Raw genomic sequence first — 17,208 nt, 5'->3', positions numbered from 1 at the left:
ATAGGTTATCTGATAGAGTATATCCCGAATGAAAGAGAAGTCATGACCGCACCCGAAGACCTTGTTGCCGAAATCGAAGCTTTGGGGGGCAAGCTGGCCGCTGCCAAGGCCTCGATCACCAAGCGGTTCATCGGGCAGGAACGGGTTGTCGATCTGACCCTCACGGCCCTGCTGTGTGGTGGGCATGGTCTGCTGATCGGTCTGCCGGGTCTGGGCAAGACGCGGCTTGTGGAGACACTCAGCACGGTCATGGGTCTGGATGGCAGCCGCATCCAGTTCACACCCGACCTGATGCCCGCCGACATTCTGGGCTCCGAAGTGCTCGACACCGATGATGACGGCACGCGCTCGTTCCGCTTTGTGCCGGGGCCGGTGTTTTGCCAGTTGCTGATGGCGGATGAGATCAACCGCGCCTCGCCCCGTACCCAATCCGCCCTGCTGCAGGCGATGCAGGAAAAGACGGTGACCGTCGCCGGGCAGGACCGCCCGCTTGGCGTGCCTTTCCACGTGCTGGCGACACAAAACCCGATCGAACAAGAGGGCACCTACCCGCTGCCCGAGGCGCAGCTGGACCGTTTCCTTGTGCAGATCGACGTCCTCTATCCCGACCGCGCGACCGAGCGGGACATTCTGCTTGCCACCACCGGCACCGAGGATGCGCAATCCGAGCCGGTCTTTTCCGATGGTGAATTGCTGGCCGCCCAGACATTGCTGCGCAGGATGCCCGTAGGCGACAGCGTGGTCGAGATGATCCTCGATCTGGTCCGCGCCTTCCGCCCGGACGAGGCAGACGCCTCGGCCCAGGTTCGCGAAACGGTTGCCTGGGGTCCCGGCCCGCGCGCCGCGCAGGCGCTGATGCTGGCCGTCCGTGCGCGCGCCTTGCTGCAAGGGCGCCTTGCCCCCTCGGCTGAGGATGTGATCGACATGGCCCGGCCCGTGTTGTCCCACCGCATGGCGCTGAATTTTGCCGCCCGCGCGCGCGGCGACAGCCTGTCTGACCTGATCGAGGAAACTGCCGCGACCCTGTCGGCCCGTGAGGCTGCGGCGTGACAATCCCCCTCGCCCTGCGCGAAAAGGCGGAAACGCAAGCCGCCCGCCTGCCTGCCCTTCTGGCGCGGGCAGAACATCTGGCAGGCGCCGTCCTGCTGGGTGATCACGGGCGCCGCCGCGCAGGCATGGGGGATGATTTCTGGCAATACCGCCCCGCTCAGATCGGGGACAGCCGCCGCTTGATCGATCACCGCCGCAGCGCGATGGGCGATGTGCAGTTCGTGCGTGAACGCGAATGGCAAATCGCGCAATCCGTGATGCTCTGGATCGATCAGGGGGCGTCGATGCGCTTTGCCTCGACCAAAGACCTGACCACCAAGGCCGAACGCGCCCGCGTGCTGGGTCTGGCCTGCGCCATTCTGCTGGTGCGCGGCGGCGAACGGGTTGGTCTGACCGGCACGCGACTGCCCCCACGCCGGGGCAACATGCAGATCCTGCGGCTCGCCGAGATGTTTTCCGAGGACGCTGAGGACGACTATGCCCCGCCCGAACACCGGGCCATGGTGCCCCATGCGCGCGCGCTGTTCGTCTCTGACTTTATGGGCGACATCGAGGCGGTGCGCACTGCTTTGACCAAGGCCGCCGACCGCGGCGTGCGGGGCGTGTTGCTGCATGTGCTCGACCCGGCAGAAGAGGCGTTTCCCTTTCGCGGACGCACCGTGTTCGAAAGCATGGGCGGCACGCTTGAACACGAAACCCTCAAGGCCTCGGACCTCAAGGACCGCTATCTGGACCGCCTTGCCGCGCGCAAGGCCGAACTGCAGCACCTCTGTTCCGTTGCGGGCTGGCAATATGGCCTGCACCACACAGACACGTCTGCCCAATCCGGGCTGTTGTGGATTTGGCGAGCGCTGGATGGGGGGCGGGCCCGCACATGACCGTCTTTGGCCCCATCGGATTTCTGGCCCCATGGCTGCTGGTTGCGCTGATCGCCCTGCCGATCCTGTGGCTGATCCTGCGTGCCGTCCCGCCTGCGCCGATCCGCCAACGCTTTCCCGGCGTGGCGCTGTTGCTTGGGTTGCAGGACGACGAATCCGTGTCGGACCGGACCCCGTGGTGGCTGCTCTTGCTGCGCATGCTGGCTGTGGCGGCGATGATCATTGGCCTCGCCGGGCCGGTGCTGAACCCCGAAAATGACGGTCAGGCAGGCGATGGCCCGTTGCTGATTGTCATGGACGGCAGTTGGGCCGGGGCCGCTCAATGGCCCCGCCAGATCGAAGCGGTCGCCAGCGAGTTGCGCCGCGCCGGAGCCGCAGACCGTCAGGTCGCGCTGCTGCACCTGTCCGACCCCGAACCGGCCGTGTTTCAAGCGGCCAACACCGTCACGACGCGCCTGCCCGGCATCGTGCCCGCACCCTGGCAACCGGGTGATATGGCGGGACTGGCCACGCGCCTGCCCGAAGGTGACTTTGAAACCGTCTGGTTCAGCGATGGCGTGACCTATTCCGGGCATGCCGATCTGCTGGAACTGCTCGAGGCCCGTGGCCCGGTCCGCGTGACCCAAGCGGTCACCGTTGTGATCGCGCTGACGCCTGCCACCTACAAGGATGGGTTGATCGAATTGCAGGCCCTGCGCGTCTCTCCGGGCTCTGAACGGGGCGTGACCGTGCTGGCCCAAGGGCGCGATCCGGCGGGCAATGCAGCGACTCTCGCCTCGGCCAACGCCGTCTTCGCCCCCGGTGACACAGTTGCGGAAACGGCGCTGTCCCTGCCTGCCGAGTTGCGCGCACGCGTAACCCGTTTCGAAGTGCAGGGCGCGAAATCCTCCGGCGCGGTCACGCTGGTCGATGACAGCCTGCGCCGCCGAGAAATCGCGCTGATTGCAGGGCGTGAGGGGCGCGAGGGCCTCGAACTGCTTTCGCCGCTGCATTACCTCGAACGTGCGCTTGAACCGACAGCGGACCTGTTGCGCGGCGCGCTCAGCGATGTGTTGCCCGCCAATCCGGATGTGATCGTGCTGGCCGACGTGGCCACCCTGTCTGAGGGCGAGGCCGAGGCGATCTCGGACTGGGTCGAAGCCGGGGGTCTGCTGCTGCGCTTTGCCGGGCCGCGCGTTGCGGCCAGCGACGTTTCCCGCATCGATGAGGACCCGCTGATGCCTGTGCGCCTGCGCTCGGGTGGACGCAGCGTCGGTGGCGCGATGAGCTGGGGTTCCCCCAAGACACTTGCGCCATTCAAAGAGGGCTCGCCCTTCTTTGGCCTGCCGGTGCCCGAAGACGTGGCCATCACCGCGCAGGTCATGGCTCAACCCGATCCCACGCTGGCAGAACGGGTGATTGCAGAACTGTCGGATGGCACGCCACTGGTCACCCGCAAGCGGGCCGGTCAGGGGCAGATCGTGCTGTTCCACGTCACTGCAAATGCCGAATGGTCGTCGCTGCCTTTGTCGGGCCTGTTTGTCGAGATGCTCGAACGATTGGCCGTGTCCTCGACCAGCACCGCCCCAAGTGCCGACGATCTTGAGGGTACAATCTGGACACCGCAGGTGGTCATGGACGGTTTCGGCGCCTTGCGCGATGCGGGCGCGATGCCCGGTGTACCGGGGCCCAAGCTGGTCACCGATCCGGCCGGTCCGAACCTGTTGCCGGGGGTCTATATCTCGGGTGAACGCAGCCTTGCGCGCAATGTGCTGACCGCCGATGCGACGCTGGAACCCACGGAATGGCCCGCGCGGATTGAAGTGTCGGGCCTTGCCATCATCCCCGAACAACCACTTGGCGGCATCCTTCTGGCCGCGGCCATCGGATTGCTACTGGCCGATATCATCGCCTCGCTGGCCCTGTCAGGTCGCCTGACCGGCGGCGTGCGCGCCAGCAGTGCTGCCCTTGTCGGGGCCGTGATGCTTGTCGGCCTATCAGGCAGCCCATCCGACGCCCAGCAAAGCCCCGAAGATGCAATCGCCGCCGCCTCCGAAGTGGTGCTGGCCCATGTCATCACCGGCAACCCGCAGGTGGACGAAGTGGCCGAGGCGGGCCTGCGCGGCCTGTCCGACACGCTGTTCTTCCGCACCTCGGTGGAACCCGCGCCGCCCATCGGCGTGAACCTCGAAACGGACGAGCTGGCGTTCTTCCCCGTCCTTTACTGGCCGGTGACGCCAGATCAGCCCCGCCCCTCACGCGAGGCCTATGCCAAGCTGAACGACTACCTGCGCTCGGGCGGTCTGATCCTGTTTGATACGCGCGACGGCGATATCGCGGGCTTTGGCACCGCCAGCCCGAACGGGCGCAAGCTGCAGGATCTGGCAGCCCCACTCGACATTCCCGCGCTTGAACCCATCCCGCGCGACCACGTGCTGACCCGCACCTTTTACCTGTTGCAGGACTTCCCGGGCCGTCACCTCAACGGTGAGGTCTGGGTCGAGGCCGCCCCACCGGGCGCCGAGCAAGTCGAGGGGATGCCGTTCCGCAACCTCAATGACGGCGTGACGCCGGTGGTGATCGGCGGCAACGACTGGGCTGCCGCCTGGGCCGTGACACCGAATGGTCAGGCCATGCTGCCCGTGGGACGCGGATTTGGCGGGGAGCGGCAGCGCGAGCTTGCCTACCGCTTTGGCGTGAACCTCGTGATGCATGTGCTGACCGGCAACTACAAAAGCGATCAGGTCCATGTACCTGCCCTGTTGGATCGGCTTGGCCAATGACCGGAACTGTTCTGTTTGACCCGCTTCTGCCGTGGCCCGTTCTGGCCATTCTTGGCGCCCTTGTTCTGGGTGGAGTCATCCTCGCCGCGATGCGCGGACTTGGTGGCTGGGCCCTGCGCGGGGCGGCTGGCCTTGTGATCGTCGCCGCCCTGTCCGGCCCCTCGCTGCAGGAAGAAGACCGCGCGCCGCTGAGCGATATCGTCATCCTCGCCGAAGACCAAAGCGCCAGCCAACGCCTGCGCGACCGCCCCGACCAGACGGACAGCGTCGCCGACGCCATCGAGGCGACGCTGAATGCCCGCGAAGGCACCGAAGTCCGCCGCATCACCGTCCCTGATGGCGACGAAGACACCGGCACGCGGCTGATGACCGCCCTGTCCGATGCGCTGGCCGAAGAACCGCGTGCACGCATCGCCGGACTGATCGCCATCAGCGACGGGCAAGTGCATGACGCCGATCTCCCCTTTGATCTGCCAGCACCCCTGCACCTGTTGCTGACGGGCAAGGAAGCCGATTGGGACCGCCGCCTGCTGGTCAAGAATGCGCCTGCCTTCGCCATCATCGGCGAGCCTGTGACACTGACCCTGCGCATCGAGGACAGCGGCGCGGCCCCGCTGGATGCAGGCACAGCGCCGCTCGACATCTCGGTGGACGGGTCCGAGCCGCAGCGCTTTAACGTGCGCATCGGCGAGGATATCGACCTGCCCGTGACCCTGCCTCATGGCGGGCGCAACGTGATCCAGTTTTCGGTTCCCGAAGCGGATGGCGAGTTGACCGACCGCAACAACACCGCCCTGATCCAGATGAACGGCGTGCGGGACCGGCTGCGCGTGCTGCTGGTATCCGGCGAACCGCATGCAGGCGGGCGCACATGGCGCAACCTGCTGAAATCGGACAGTTCGGTTGATCTGGTTCACTTCACTATCCTGCGCCCCCCGGAAAAACAGGACGGCGTGCCCGTGGGCGAACTCAGCCTCATCGCGTTTCCGACGCGCGAGCTGTTTCTGGAAAAGATCGACGATTTCGACCTGATTATCTTTGACCGCTACAAGCGGCGCGGCATCCTGCCCGCGCTCTATCTCGACAACGTGGCGCGTTATATCCGTGATGGTGGCGCGGTGCTGGTCGCGGCTGGCCCGGACTTTGCCGGGGCGGACAGCCTTTATCGCTCGCCCCTTGGCACCGTGATGCCTGCCGAGCCCTCGGCGCGGGTGATCGAAGATTCCTATCGCCCGGTCGTGTCCGACATCGGCAATCGCCATCCAGTCACAACCGCCCTGCCCGGCGCAGGCGACTGGGGCCGCTGGCTGCGCCAGATCGACGTGGCCGCGCGCGAAAACAGCGTTGTGGTGATGGAGGGCGTCGACGAACGCCCACTGCTGGTGCTCGAACGGGTCGAGGAAGGGCGCGTCGCCCTGCTCGCCTCGGATCACGCATGGTTGTGGAATCGCGGCTATGAAGGGGGCGGGCCGCAACTCGAATTGCTGCGCCGTCTTGCGCACTGGATGATGAAAGAACCCGAACTGGAAGAAGAGGCCCTGACCGCCTTTGCCACCGGCCAATCCATGCGCATCCAGCGCCGCACCCTGTCCGACAGCGTGCCCCCTGTGACGATCACCGACCCCAGCGGCACAACCACGGAACTGACGCTTGAAGAAGTCGCGCCGGGCCAATTCGAAACCCGTTTTGATGGCCCCGAGATCGGGCTTTACCGTCTTGAAAATGGTGAGCAGAGCGCGGTGATCGGCCTTGGCCCCGCCGCCCCCAAGGAATTCGAGGCCACCATCGCGACCGCAGATATTCTGGGCGACCGAGTGGCCGCAACGCGTGGCGGTGTGCTGCGGATCGAAGACGGCACACCCCGTATCCGCACGGTGCGCGAGGGGCGTCCCGCCGCCGGTCGCGGCTGGATCGGGATCACCCCACGTGGCGCTTACGAGACGCAGGACGTGCGCCAGATGGCGCTGCTGCCGCCGTGGGTGGTGCTGCTGATGGCCGCGGGTCTGATCACCGGTGCGTGGCTGCGCGAGGGGCGTCGCTAGGGGCGCAACTCAACCGCCACCCGCGCCGAACGGCCCGCGCCGTCGATAACCGTGATGTCGGAAAACCCGACCGAAGGCAGCCCAACGGTGACATGCCGCGCCCGCAGACCCGAGGCAACGGGGGCTCCGTTCAGCAACACGGTCAGGGGCAGCACGCCATCCTCCACCTTGATCATCGTATCCGCAGTTTCCAGAACAGCACCGTCCGGTGGGAAGGCCACCGTTGGTCCGGAAGCCTTGGGCGTGGCAGGCCCAAAACGGCGCAAGGGGGCGGGCAATTCCGCTGTGGTCAGGATCAGGGTATCCGGCGGTGGCGCCGGGGCCGGATCAAAGGCAGGTTTCAGTCGACCAAACGCCTCGAACAGCAAAGGTGCCGCGTGATCGCCGCCAAAGGCCCCGGGCACAGGCGTCCCGTCGGGCCGCCCGATCCACACGCCAATCACATGCCGCCCGTCATAGCCAAAGGCCCACGCATCGCGGTGCCCGTAGGACGTGCCGGTCTTGTAGGCCAAGCCTGAGGGCGCCCCTGCAGGCGGGGCAATGCCGCGCAGGATATCGCCAACCTGCCACGCCGCGCGAGGCGCTATCACGTGGCTGCCCGGCACGGAGTTCATCCTCTGATCGCTGACCGGCACCACACTGCCAAGCTGTGCCAGCCCCGCATAGACACGCGCAAGGTCCTCAAGGCTCAGACCTACTCCACCCAGCGCGACGGCCAGCCCGGCCTGCCCGCCCGGCAGCACAGGATCGGCTCCGAAGGACCGCAAAGCGGCCATCAAGCGCTGCGGCCCAAGGGCGTCGGTCAAAGCGACCGGGGGGATGTTCAGCGACAGCGACAGCGCCGAGCGCGCGGTGACATCGCCGCGAAACTGGCCGTCAAAGTTCTGTGGTGCATAGCGCCCAAACCGGGTGGGCCGGTCGGCAAACACAGTCTCGGGATGGGCAAGGCCACGGTCAAAGGCAAGCGCATAAATCAAAGGCTTGAGCGTCGAACCGGGCGAGCGTTTCGCCCGTGTCATATCGACAAAGCCAAGGCTCCCATCCGCATCCGTATACTCCGGCGCGCCAACCCGTGCGACAACTGCTCCGCTGTGATGGTCCACCGCGATGAGTGCGATGGAAACACCTGCCGCCTGCCCTGCCGCATGGGTTCTGACAAGCGTCTCCATCTTCCTCTGAACCGGCGCGCGCAGGGTCGTGACAAACCGCGTGGCTGACGGGTCTTGCCCCATGAGCGCATCCGCCAAATGCGGCGCGAGCCGGGGCATGGCGCGCATGGTGAGGGGTACATCCGCTGCAGAAGGTGGTGCACCCACGCGCGCAAGAACCATGTCGCGGGCTGCGCGCGCAGCCTCAGGATGGCGATCCGGACGGCGTGTTTCGGGCGATTGCGGCAAGGCAACAAGCAACGCAGCCTCGGACGGGGACAAGCGCGTGGGTTCCTTGCCGAACCAGACATAAGTCGCGCTGCGTACCCCTTCGATGCGCCCGCCATAGGGGGCGTGTTGCAGGTACAGATGCAGGATCTCGTCCTTGGTCAATGTCCGCTCAAGCGCCCAGGCCAGCCGCATCTGGCGCAGCTTGCCCTGCACCGACCCGGTGCCCGAGTTTTCCAGCAACCGCGCCACCTGCATGGTCAGGGTCGACCCACCCGACACAATCCGCCCCGAGGCCACCGCCTGCGCCACAGCGCGCAACATCGCGCGCGCATCCACGCCGTTATGGCGGAAAAACCGCTTGTCTTCATAACGGATCAGCATGTCGGTCAGCGACGGATCGACGGACCCCGGCGCGAGGGCCAGACGGACCCGCCCGTCCTCGACCGCAAAGGCCCGCATCAGCGCGCCGTCCCTGTCCTGCATTTCGACCGAAGTCACGCTGAGGACCGATGGCACATCCGTACGCGCGACCCAGCCGTCCCACATATCGTGCATCAGCCCCACCGCGCTCAGCACACCGGCCAGCAGAAACAGAGGGCGGTGTACGGCTTTCATTCGGTCACCACCGTGCGCCGGGTGTCAGTCACAGCGCGATATTCGGCACGGTACATGTCCTCGACCAAGGCTGCGGGGTGGTGAAATTCTCCCGGGCTCACGGCCCGTGCGATATAGGCAAGCTCAAACGCCTCGCCCCCGCGATGATCAACGGCGGCAAGGAAGCGGTCACTGCGGAATTCGGCATGTTCCGGATTGGCAGGGGTCAGCCAGTCAAGACCACGCACATCTCCTGAACGGAGCAGGTTCGGATTGTCGATCTCGATCCCCGCAGGCAGCGGGTCGTCGATCATGAGGCGCGCACCAACCTCTTCGAACGGCACTACGCGCAGCACAACCACGCGCCGCTCGCCAACGCGCCACGGGCCATCAACCAGCGTGCCCTCCAGATCATAGGTGCTGCGGGTGATGCTGTAGCCATAGCCACCCGCCGCAACCGGGGTTAGCGGCACGCCATAGGTGGTCAGCGTCACGTCCTGCGCCACGCCCGAGATATTGCGGATGGTCGATGGGGCCTCACCCGACGCACGCGTCTGGACAAGCGGACCGGACACGGGGACATCATTTACACTCATCACCGCGGGGCCTGCTTCACTGCGCAAGGCCTGTGCCGCCATCAACAGTTGCGCGGCCTCTTGCGTCGAATAACGCCCTCCTTGCGAGGTGATGCCTGCGGCCAGTTGCGCCTGATCGACCGCCCGGCTGCCTGCCTCAACGGCCAGATGCAGCAGACCCGCCGCGTCGCGCAATGGCGTGCCGTAGTCATCGCGCCAGCCGGAGGTCGCACCCGCACTGCGCAATATCAAATCCTGTGCCAGCCCGAACATCCGGTCTGCGCGCGTCTGCTCTCCGTAACTCGCCAGGGCCGCTCCCAATTGCGCGCGCGCCAGGGGCGTCGCAAAGGCGTCGGCCTTGGTGTCGGCGTAGTATCGCAGATCGCCAATCGAAGCCGCACCGTTTCGGGCCAGCACCATCAGCGCATAGGCGATATCCTCGCCCCCGCTGTCGAAATCGGGCGCATAGTTGATCCGGTTGCGCAGGTTGTCCAAGGCCGAGCGGATTGCCGCCTCCGGAATGTCATAGCCTTCGGTCCGCGCCCGCGTGAGGAAGTCTGTGACATAGGCGTCCAGCCAGAAATCACCCGATTGCGCCCGCCAAAGACCAAATGCGCCGTTGCTGGTTTGCCGTGTCAGAACCTGCGTGATCGCCGCCTCGATCCGCGTCTTGACGCTGTCGATGCCAGCAGCGGACGCAGTTTGCGGCACATAGAGCAGGGGCAGCGCGGCAGAGGTGATCTGCTCGGTACAGCCATAGGGATATCGATCAAGCTGGCGCAACAGGCCCGGCATATCAAAACGCGCCAGTGGCCCGGCGGCCAGCGTTGCGCGGGCGGTGTCCGGGCGCAGATCGGCAAAGACATTGTCATCAAAGGTCAGCACCTCACCTGCGCCCAGTTCAAAGCGGCGTGTGGTGGCGGTGACCGGATCGTTCGCGCGTACCCCAAGGGTCAGCGTCTTGCGCAGCGCGGTCCCGTCTGGCGTGGTCAGCGCCACGTCGATGCGATGATCCCCGACGGTGTTGGCGCGGATCGGAAGGGAGACGCGAACGGTTGCCCCATCGCCGATATCGAGTTGTGCAGGAGCCGCATCGACATCCACGCCATTCGCACTGACGGACAGGTCCATCGACCCGGCAGACCCGGCGGCATGGACGAATTCCAGCATCACGCGGCTATTGTCACCGGGGGCGAGAAATCGCGGCACTGCGGCTGAGATCACCACCGGATCGCGCGCCAGCATGTCTTGTGTGGCTTGCCCAACGCCCCTGTCGGACCACGCCACTGCCATCAACCGGATCGACCCGTTGAAGTTTGGACGTGGAATAGTCAATGTCGCCGCCCCGTCGGGACCGACCTCAACCGGGCCGGAAAAGGCGGCCATCACCGCTTCGGTCGGCGGCGGGCCTGCCCGCTCCATCCCGCGCGCGGCGTCCCCGCCCGAACGCACGATGCCCATCGCCCCATTGCTGACATCGATCAGTCGCCCGTACATGTCACGCATTTCCACGCCAAGACGGCGCTGGCCAAAGTAGTGCACTTGCGGGTCAGGGGCCGCGAACCGGGTCAGGTTCAGGATGCCGACATCGACTGCGGCAAGTGTCACAAAGCCCGGGCTATCACCCAGACCGTCCACGCGCACGGTGACGTCCGTGCTACCGGCTTGCCCGTCTACGGCCCCGGGCGCGTCGATGCTGACCTGCAGGGCTTTGTTGCCGGGATCGACACTGGCATGAGCCAGACCCAGAACGCGCGAGGGCCCTCTGTCCGCTTCACCGCTACGCAGAACGGAAGCGACAACATACGCATCCGTACCCCACGCCTCATCAACCCGCAAAGGCACAACGTTTTCACCTTCGACAACGGGCACGACCTGCCGGGCAATCACACCGCTCGACAGCACCGACACGAGGGCAACGCCATCATGAGGCGAGACAAGGCGCAATTGCGCGGCATCGCCTATGTTGTAGCTTTCTGCATCCAGCGACACGGCCAGACGGTCCGGCGTCGCACTGCTGTCCACGCCGCCATACCAACCGGCAGAAAAGCCAACCGAGCTCGCCGTGTAGGCCCCGCTCTGCGTCTCAACCACCAACTCGTAATCTCCCCATTCGGTCGCGACCTCCAGCGGTTGCGGGGCCTCGCCGAGCACCACCTCGCCGCGGGCAATGCGGATGCGCCGCGTCACCGGCTCCCAATTCCAGTTGCCCTGCAACTGATACCATTGATAGCGGGTCTCGACCCGGTTCACGGTCCACTGCGCAGGCAAAGAGGCAGCCCCCACAGCCACCAGATCGAAGGTTGCGGTGCCGCCTTCGGGCAGCACTTCGTCAAAACCTGCCTTGATCCCGATGACAGCACCTTCGGGGGCCACGGGCCTCGTAACAGACCGCTCCACCGGGCGACCGCCGCTGTCGGACACGCGCAGGGTGGCCACCGCCTCCAGCAGCACACCCTCGGCGTCGACTTCGGGCAGGGTGAGTGGCACGCGCATCTTGCCATCCGCATCCGTACGTCCACCATCGAAATAGCGTCGCTGCGCAGAAAACAACGCGTCATGGCGACCAAAGCGATAGCCATCCCAGCCCGCGACACTGTTGCGGCGCTGCAGGCGCACGTCGCCCTCAACCACCAGATCAGCGCCAGGCGCGCCAAAGAGATATTGCGCATCCACCTCCACAAAGGCGGTTGCATTGGGTGACAGTGGGGCCTCATCCATCTCCAGAGTGACCGCAATCCGGTCCGGGATGAAATCCTCGACCAGCACGGTGGTTGTGGCAAGCGGTGGCGCCTCCAGATCGCCCATCACGGCGATCCGCCAGGTGCCGCGCGGAGCGCTGCTGGCAAGGGGCATTGCCAGAACGTGACCGCCGGCTTTGTCCTGCGTGCTGATGATGCGGCTGTACTCGACGCCGTCCGGGCGGCTCAGGATCGCTGTGAGGGGCAGGCCCTCCACCGCGCGGGTGCGCGCATCGCGGGCCAGCGCGGTGGCATAGATGGTTGCACCGGGGCGGTAGGCGCCGCGATCCGTGGTCAGAAAGACGTCAATCGGTGGGGCCGCAGGCCGTCCCTCGACCCCGCGATCGGACAGATCAAAGGCCGGGTCAGTCAGCGGCAGGAACACGAAATCATCGCCCGCCGCCACCTGCACCAATGCCGGGGCGGCGGCGCCACGCCCACGTGTCAGACCGGCATCGAAACGGACAAACCCCTCGGCGTCGGTCAGTGCAGTGCCGAGCACCGCATTGGCGTTCGAAATCAGGCGCACCTCGGCACCCGCTACGGCACCCGCATCGCTTAACGCCCGCACGGCTGCGGTCAGCCCGTCGGTGCCCTGCCACGTGCTGACACCCAGATCGGACAGCACAAACCATTGCGAAGCGGTCAGCACCTGATATCGGTCACTGCCCGGCTCCCGCGCGCTGAGGACATAGATGCCGGTGGGTTGATCCTTCAGCACATCACCCAGCGGCAGGCGCGTGACCACTTCGGCATTCAGCGTCGACTGCACATCACCCGTGCCCCGCCACACCTCTTGCGCGATCTCTTCGTTGAACTGATCCTGTTGCCAGCTCGACAATGGCCGACCAAAGAAACCGCCCTTGAGCGATTGCACCAGATTGCGATCACTCACCCGGCTCAGCACCAGATCGACGGTGTCTAGGTTCACCGTCTCGACCGGGATGCTCGCGCCGGCATTGCGTGGCAACACATAGGCGCGGCCCGGAAAGCGGACCAGCGGCGCGCGGTCGCGCACATATAGGGTCAGCGCTACGTCCTTGTGCAGCACTTCTCCGCTCGCCCCCGGCAGGCCAGAGCGCAGGGTCAGGCGGTATCGCGCACCGTGCTCGACACCATCCAGACACAGATCACGGTCACTGACCTGCACCACCAAACCCTCTGCCTCGCTGCGCACAAAGGGGTCGTAATCGACCCCGGCCTGTACCAATGGCTCAGAGAAGGTGGCGCAGATGCGCGGCTGGGCCGAGTCGCTGTCAACGCGGGTGTCGACCACGCGAAACCCGTATTTGGCCACCGCATCTTCGAGGGCAGCCGCAATGTCGTCGCGGGGTTGCAGTGATTGGGCCAGGCGCAGCGCAGGCACCATGTCGCGGCCCCGCCTGTTGGCCTCGAGCGCTTCGGCGAGGCCCTGAAGGGCGCTGGCCTGCGCGCCGGAGCTGGCGCTGCGCAGATAAGCGTTGAGGGCAGCAGGCACCGCGTCCCGGCGCGCGCGATTGCGCAGGTTTGATCCGACATTGTCCCCCAGACGCAGCGCGATATAGGCATAACGCGACCACAGGTCAGGTGCATCGCTGAGGGCCACCGCAGCCCCGGTCCAATTGAGCGCCGCCGCCCGGTCACCGCGATCCCAGGCCGCGCGCGATGCGGCCAAAAGGGCATCGACCGGCTGGCCATTTACCGCATGGCGCGATCCGACGACCTGGGCCAACGCGCGCGCCGCCGCGGCGTCCGCCTCAGCCACATCAAGGGCAGCCGCCCGGTCAGCGGCACGGCGCTGCACCGCGGGATCAACCGCCAGCCGCTGCGCCGAAATCGCACCGACATAGGATTGCTGATCGGTGATCGCCGATTTCGGAAAACACGCGTTCGAGCGGCTGTTATAGGTAAAGGCAACACATTGCCCATCCGCACTGCACGCCCGCTGGCAGGCCTCGAAACTGGTGTCAAACAACGCCGTGCGATCCGCCCCAAAGAAATCGACATCCTGCGTCAGAACATAGCGATGATCGGGCACAATCTCTTGTGCAGAGGCCACGCCAGCCCAAAAAAGGGCAAGGAAAATGACGAAAAATCGACGCATGGCGGCACTCCGGACAACATGAACAGCTATGGTGGCAGCCTGCCATGCGCGGCGGGGGCCTGCAAATGTTTCGACAGGCGCGGTTAAGTCGATCTTCACCATCATGGTGACATAAGCGCAGGCACAAAGATGTTGGCGGAGCACTGAGATGAGCCTGGCGAATAAGCTGGCGCTAGAACGGCGCGGGCGGCTGGCAGCCGAACGGCTGTTGGAGCTCAAGCAGGCCGAATTGTCGGCCGCCAATCGCAAGCTTGGGCGCCATGCCGCGGCACTTCAGGGCGAAATCGTGGAAACACGCGCCGAAGTGGCCAACGTCAAAACCGAAAACGAACGGGTCAAGACCGAACTGGGGCAAGCCAACCAGAAGGTCGAAATCGCAGAGCGACGGCTGTGGCACTCGGTCCAGACAATCACCGACGGCTTTGCCTTTTTCAACTCGGACAACCGGATGATTGCCGCAAACAGCAGTTATCTGGCCATTTTCGACAAACTCGAAATCATCCGCCCCGGTGTGCATTACGTCACCATTCTGCAGGTGCTGACCGACGAGGGGATCGTCAACACCGGCAAACTCGCGGCACAAGACTGGCGCGAGATGATGACGGACCGCTGGATGCAGCCCCAGCCCGAACCGATCACGATCCGGCTTTGGAATGGTCAGTACATCAAGCTGGTCGACCGGCGGGGTCAGGGCGGAGACATCGTCTCGCTCGGGCTGAACATCACTGAATCCGTCGAGTATGAAAAACAACTCAAAACCGCCCGCGCCGAGGCCGAGGCCGCCAGCCGCGCCAAATCCGCCTTTCTCGCCAACATGAGCCACGAGATCAGGACCCCGATGAATGGCGTTGTGGGCATGGCCGAACTGCTGGGCGACACCGCCCTGACCGAAGAACAGCGGCTTTATGTCGACACCATCAAGAACTCGGGCGAGGCGCTGCTGGTCATCATCAACGACGTGCTCGACTATTCCAAGATCGAGGCGAAAAAGCTGCAGTTGCACCCCGAACCGTTCGATCTGGAACGCTGCATTCACGAGGTGATCATGCTGTTGCAGCCCTCCGCACGGGACAAGGGCCTGACCTTGCTGGTGGATTACGACCTGTTCCTGCCCACCGTCTATGTCGGCGACCCCGGGCGCGTGCGGCAGGTCCTGACCAACCTGATGGGCAACGCGGTCAAATTCACCTCTGAGGGGCACGTGCTGGTGCGTGTCACCGGTGTGCCGGATATTGAAAGCGGGCAGGCCACCGTCAATATCGCCATCGAGGACACCGGCATCGGCATCCCCGAGGACAAGATCCAACACATCTTTGGCGAGTTCAATCAGGTTGAAAACGAACGCAACCGCCAATTCGACGGCACCGGGCTGGGGCTGGCGATTTCGCAGCGTCTGGTCGAACTGATGCAGGGCGAGATGTGGGTCACAAGCGAGGATGGCGTGGGCTCGTGCTTTGGCTTCAAGATTCCGCTGGAACTGGGCAATGCCGAATTGCCGGCCCATCCGCCCGTGCCCGCCGGGTTGCGCCGCGTTCTGGTGGTCGATGATGTCGAAGCCAACCGCACCATCCTGCGCCGCCAGCTGGAGCAGATCGGCATGGGCGTCGTGACTTGCGCCAGCGGGGCTGAGGCGTTGAAAAAGCTCGACAATATCGACCTCGTCCTCACCGATCACAACATGCCGGGCATGGATGGTCTTGAATTGGCCGAAGCCATTCGAAACGAGGGCTGCGAGACCCCCATCATCCTGCTGAGCTCAAACACCAGCTTTGCGGCCAACGATCCCGGCGCGTCACACCTGCACGCGATCCTGCAAAAGCCCTTGCCGCGCGCCGATCTGTTCAAACAGTTGCAGTCTGTTGGTCCCCTGATCACCCGCAAGGAAGAGCCTGAGCCGCCAAAGGTGCGCAAAATGCGCGTGCTGGCGGCAGAGGACAACAAGACCAATCAACTGGTCTTTCGCAAGATGGTGAAGGACGCCGATATCGACCTCAAATTCGCCGCCAACGGGATTGAGGCGGTCGAGTTGTTCCAAAGCTTTGTACCCGACATGATCTTTATGGATATTTCGATGCCCAAGATGGACGGCAAAGAGGCGACCATGAAAATTCGCGAGATCGAAGAAGGCAGCGGCGGCCACATTCCCATCGTCGCCCTCACCGCGCACGCGATGGATGGTGACGATCAGGGCATTCTGGCCAGCGGCATCGATCACTACCTCACCAAACCCCTGCGCAAACCCGAAATTCACGGCATGCTGCGCGATCTGTGTCCACCCGACGCGCCGCCACCGCTTCCTGACGACGATGACGCTGCCCTTCAGGCCGGATAGGGCCGGACAAAGACCAGCTTCTGATCATCCGAGGCGTCGGGCTGATACCGGTAACCGTCGCTGTCAAAGGCGCGCAGCCCATCCAGATCACGCACCCGGTTCTGCACCATATGCCGCGCCATCGCCCCCCGCGCCCGCTTGGCGAAAAAGCTGACGATCTTGGGTCCGGTCCCTTTTTCTTCCATAAAGACCGGAGTGATCACGCGTGGTTTCAGCGGCTTCAGCGGCACTGCGCCGAAGTATTCCTGGCTGGCGCAGTTCACCACCATGTCCGCGCCCACCGCCTCGGCCTGCGCGTTCAGCGCCTTGGCAATGTCATTGCGCCAATACTCATACAGCGTCGCGCCCCGCCGTGTTTTCAACCGGCTGCCCATCTCCAGCCGGTAGGGCTGGATCGCGTCCAAAGGGCGCAACAGACCATACAGGCCGGACAAAATGCGCAGGTGATCTTGGGCATAAGCCGTCTCTTCGCTCGTGAGGCTTGCCGCCTCCAGCCCCTGATAGGTGTCCCCGGCAAAGGCCAGCATCGCAGGGCGCGTCACCTCGGCCTTCGGCGCATCCTCGAACGCCTGAAACCGGTCGCGGTTCAGGCGCGCCAGATCGTCGCTCAGGTCCATCAGCCCCTTGAGCTTGCCCAATGTGAGGTTGCGCGCCGTCCGCGCCAGCCGCATCGCATCCGCCTGCATCGCAGGCGCGGTCGTCGCCACATCCCGTTCCGCCCAGTCCAGCCGTTTGGCCGGAGAAATCACCACCAACATCCGCTCACCCCATC

8 protein-coding genes are annotated in these 17,208 nt (G+C 64.9%); 5 read left to right on the top strand and 3 right to left on the bottom strand.

Going from position 1 to position 17,208, the window contains the following annotated elements; genetic code table 11:
• The first annotated feature begins 42 nt into the window (after nt 1–42).
• Genes Q1A89_RS13435 through Q1A89_RS13420 form a run of 4 tightly spaced genes read left to right on the top strand, consistent with a single transcriptional unit; the run spans nt 43 to nt 6,732 of the window.
• Nucleotides 43–1,050, top strand: a complete 1,008-nt coding sequence (locus tag Q1A89_RS13435) for a MoxR family ATPase (RefSeq protein WP_299728919.1) — start codon at nt 43–45, stop codon at nt 1,048–1,050.
• On the top strand, nt 1,047–1,928 hold the full coding sequence (locus Q1A89_RS13430; RefSeq protein WP_299728916.1) for a DUF58 domain-containing protein: 882 nt from the start codon (nt 1,047–1,049) through the stop codon (nt 1,926–1,928). The genes Q1A89_RS13435 and Q1A89_RS13430 overlap by 4 nt, the downstream gene beginning before the upstream one ends.
• Entirely contained in the window at nt 1,925–4,690 is a 2,766-nt protein-coding gene (locus tag Q1A89_RS13425) for a DUF4159 domain-containing protein (protein ID WP_299728914.1), read from the top strand. Before Q1A89_RS13430 ends, Q1A89_RS13425 begins: the two co-directional genes overlap by 4 nt.
• Nucleotides 4,687–6,732, top strand: a complete 2,046-nt coding sequence (locus Q1A89_RS13420; protein WP_299728911.1) for a hypothetical protein — start codon at nt 4,687–4,689, stop codon at nt 6,730–6,732. Before Q1A89_RS13425 ends, Q1A89_RS13420 begins: the two co-directional genes overlap by 4 nt.
• On the opposite strand, the gene pbpC is transcribed toward Q1A89_RS13420, so the two are convergent.
• Together pbpC and Q1A89_RS13410 are read right to left on the bottom strand one after the other, a co-directional pair.
• On the bottom strand, nt 6,729–8,726 hold the full coding sequence (gene pbpC / locus Q1A89_RS13415) for a penicillin-binding protein 1C (protein WP_299728908.1): 1,998 nt from the start codon (nt 8,724–8,726) through the stop codon (nt 6,729–6,731). The two genes, Q1A89_RS13420 and pbpC, sit on opposite strands and share 4 nt — an antisense overlap.
• Nucleotides 8,723–14,104: an alpha-2-macroglobulin family protein gene (locus Q1A89_RS13410; RefSeq protein WP_299728905.1), complete on the bottom strand. Its 5,382-nt coding sequence runs from the start codon at nt 14,102–14,104 to the stop codon at nt 8,723–8,725. The genes pbpC and Q1A89_RS13410 overlap by 4 nt, the downstream gene beginning before the upstream one ends.
• A gap of 148 nt (nt 14,105–14,252) precedes the next feature.
• Between Q1A89_RS13410 and Q1A89_RS13405 the strand changes: the two genes are divergently transcribed.
• Nucleotides 14,253–16,436 (top strand): response regulator, encoded by a 2,184-nt coding sequence (locus Q1A89_RS13405; RefSeq protein WP_299728902.1) that lies wholly within the window; start codon nt 14,253–14,255, stop codon nt 16,434–16,436.
• Here the strand turns inward: Q1A89_RS13405 and yaaA are convergent.
• Complete coding sequence (yaaA, locus tag Q1A89_RS13400) at nt 16,424–17,194, bottom strand: peroxide stress protein YaaA (protein WP_299728899.1); 771 nt, start codon at nt 17,192–17,194, stop codon at nt 16,424–16,426. The genes Q1A89_RS13405 and yaaA overlap by 13 nt on opposite strands.
• Nucleotides 17,195–17,208 lie beyond the last annotated feature (14 nt).

Source organism: uncultured Tateyamaria sp. (assembly GCF_947503045.1).
Classification (GTDB): Bacteria; Pseudomonadota; Alphaproteobacteria; order Rhodobacterales; family Rhodobacteraceae; genus Tateyamaria.
Note: the sequence above shows the minus strand (reverse complement) of the source record. Positions and strands in the feature narration are given on the sequence as shown.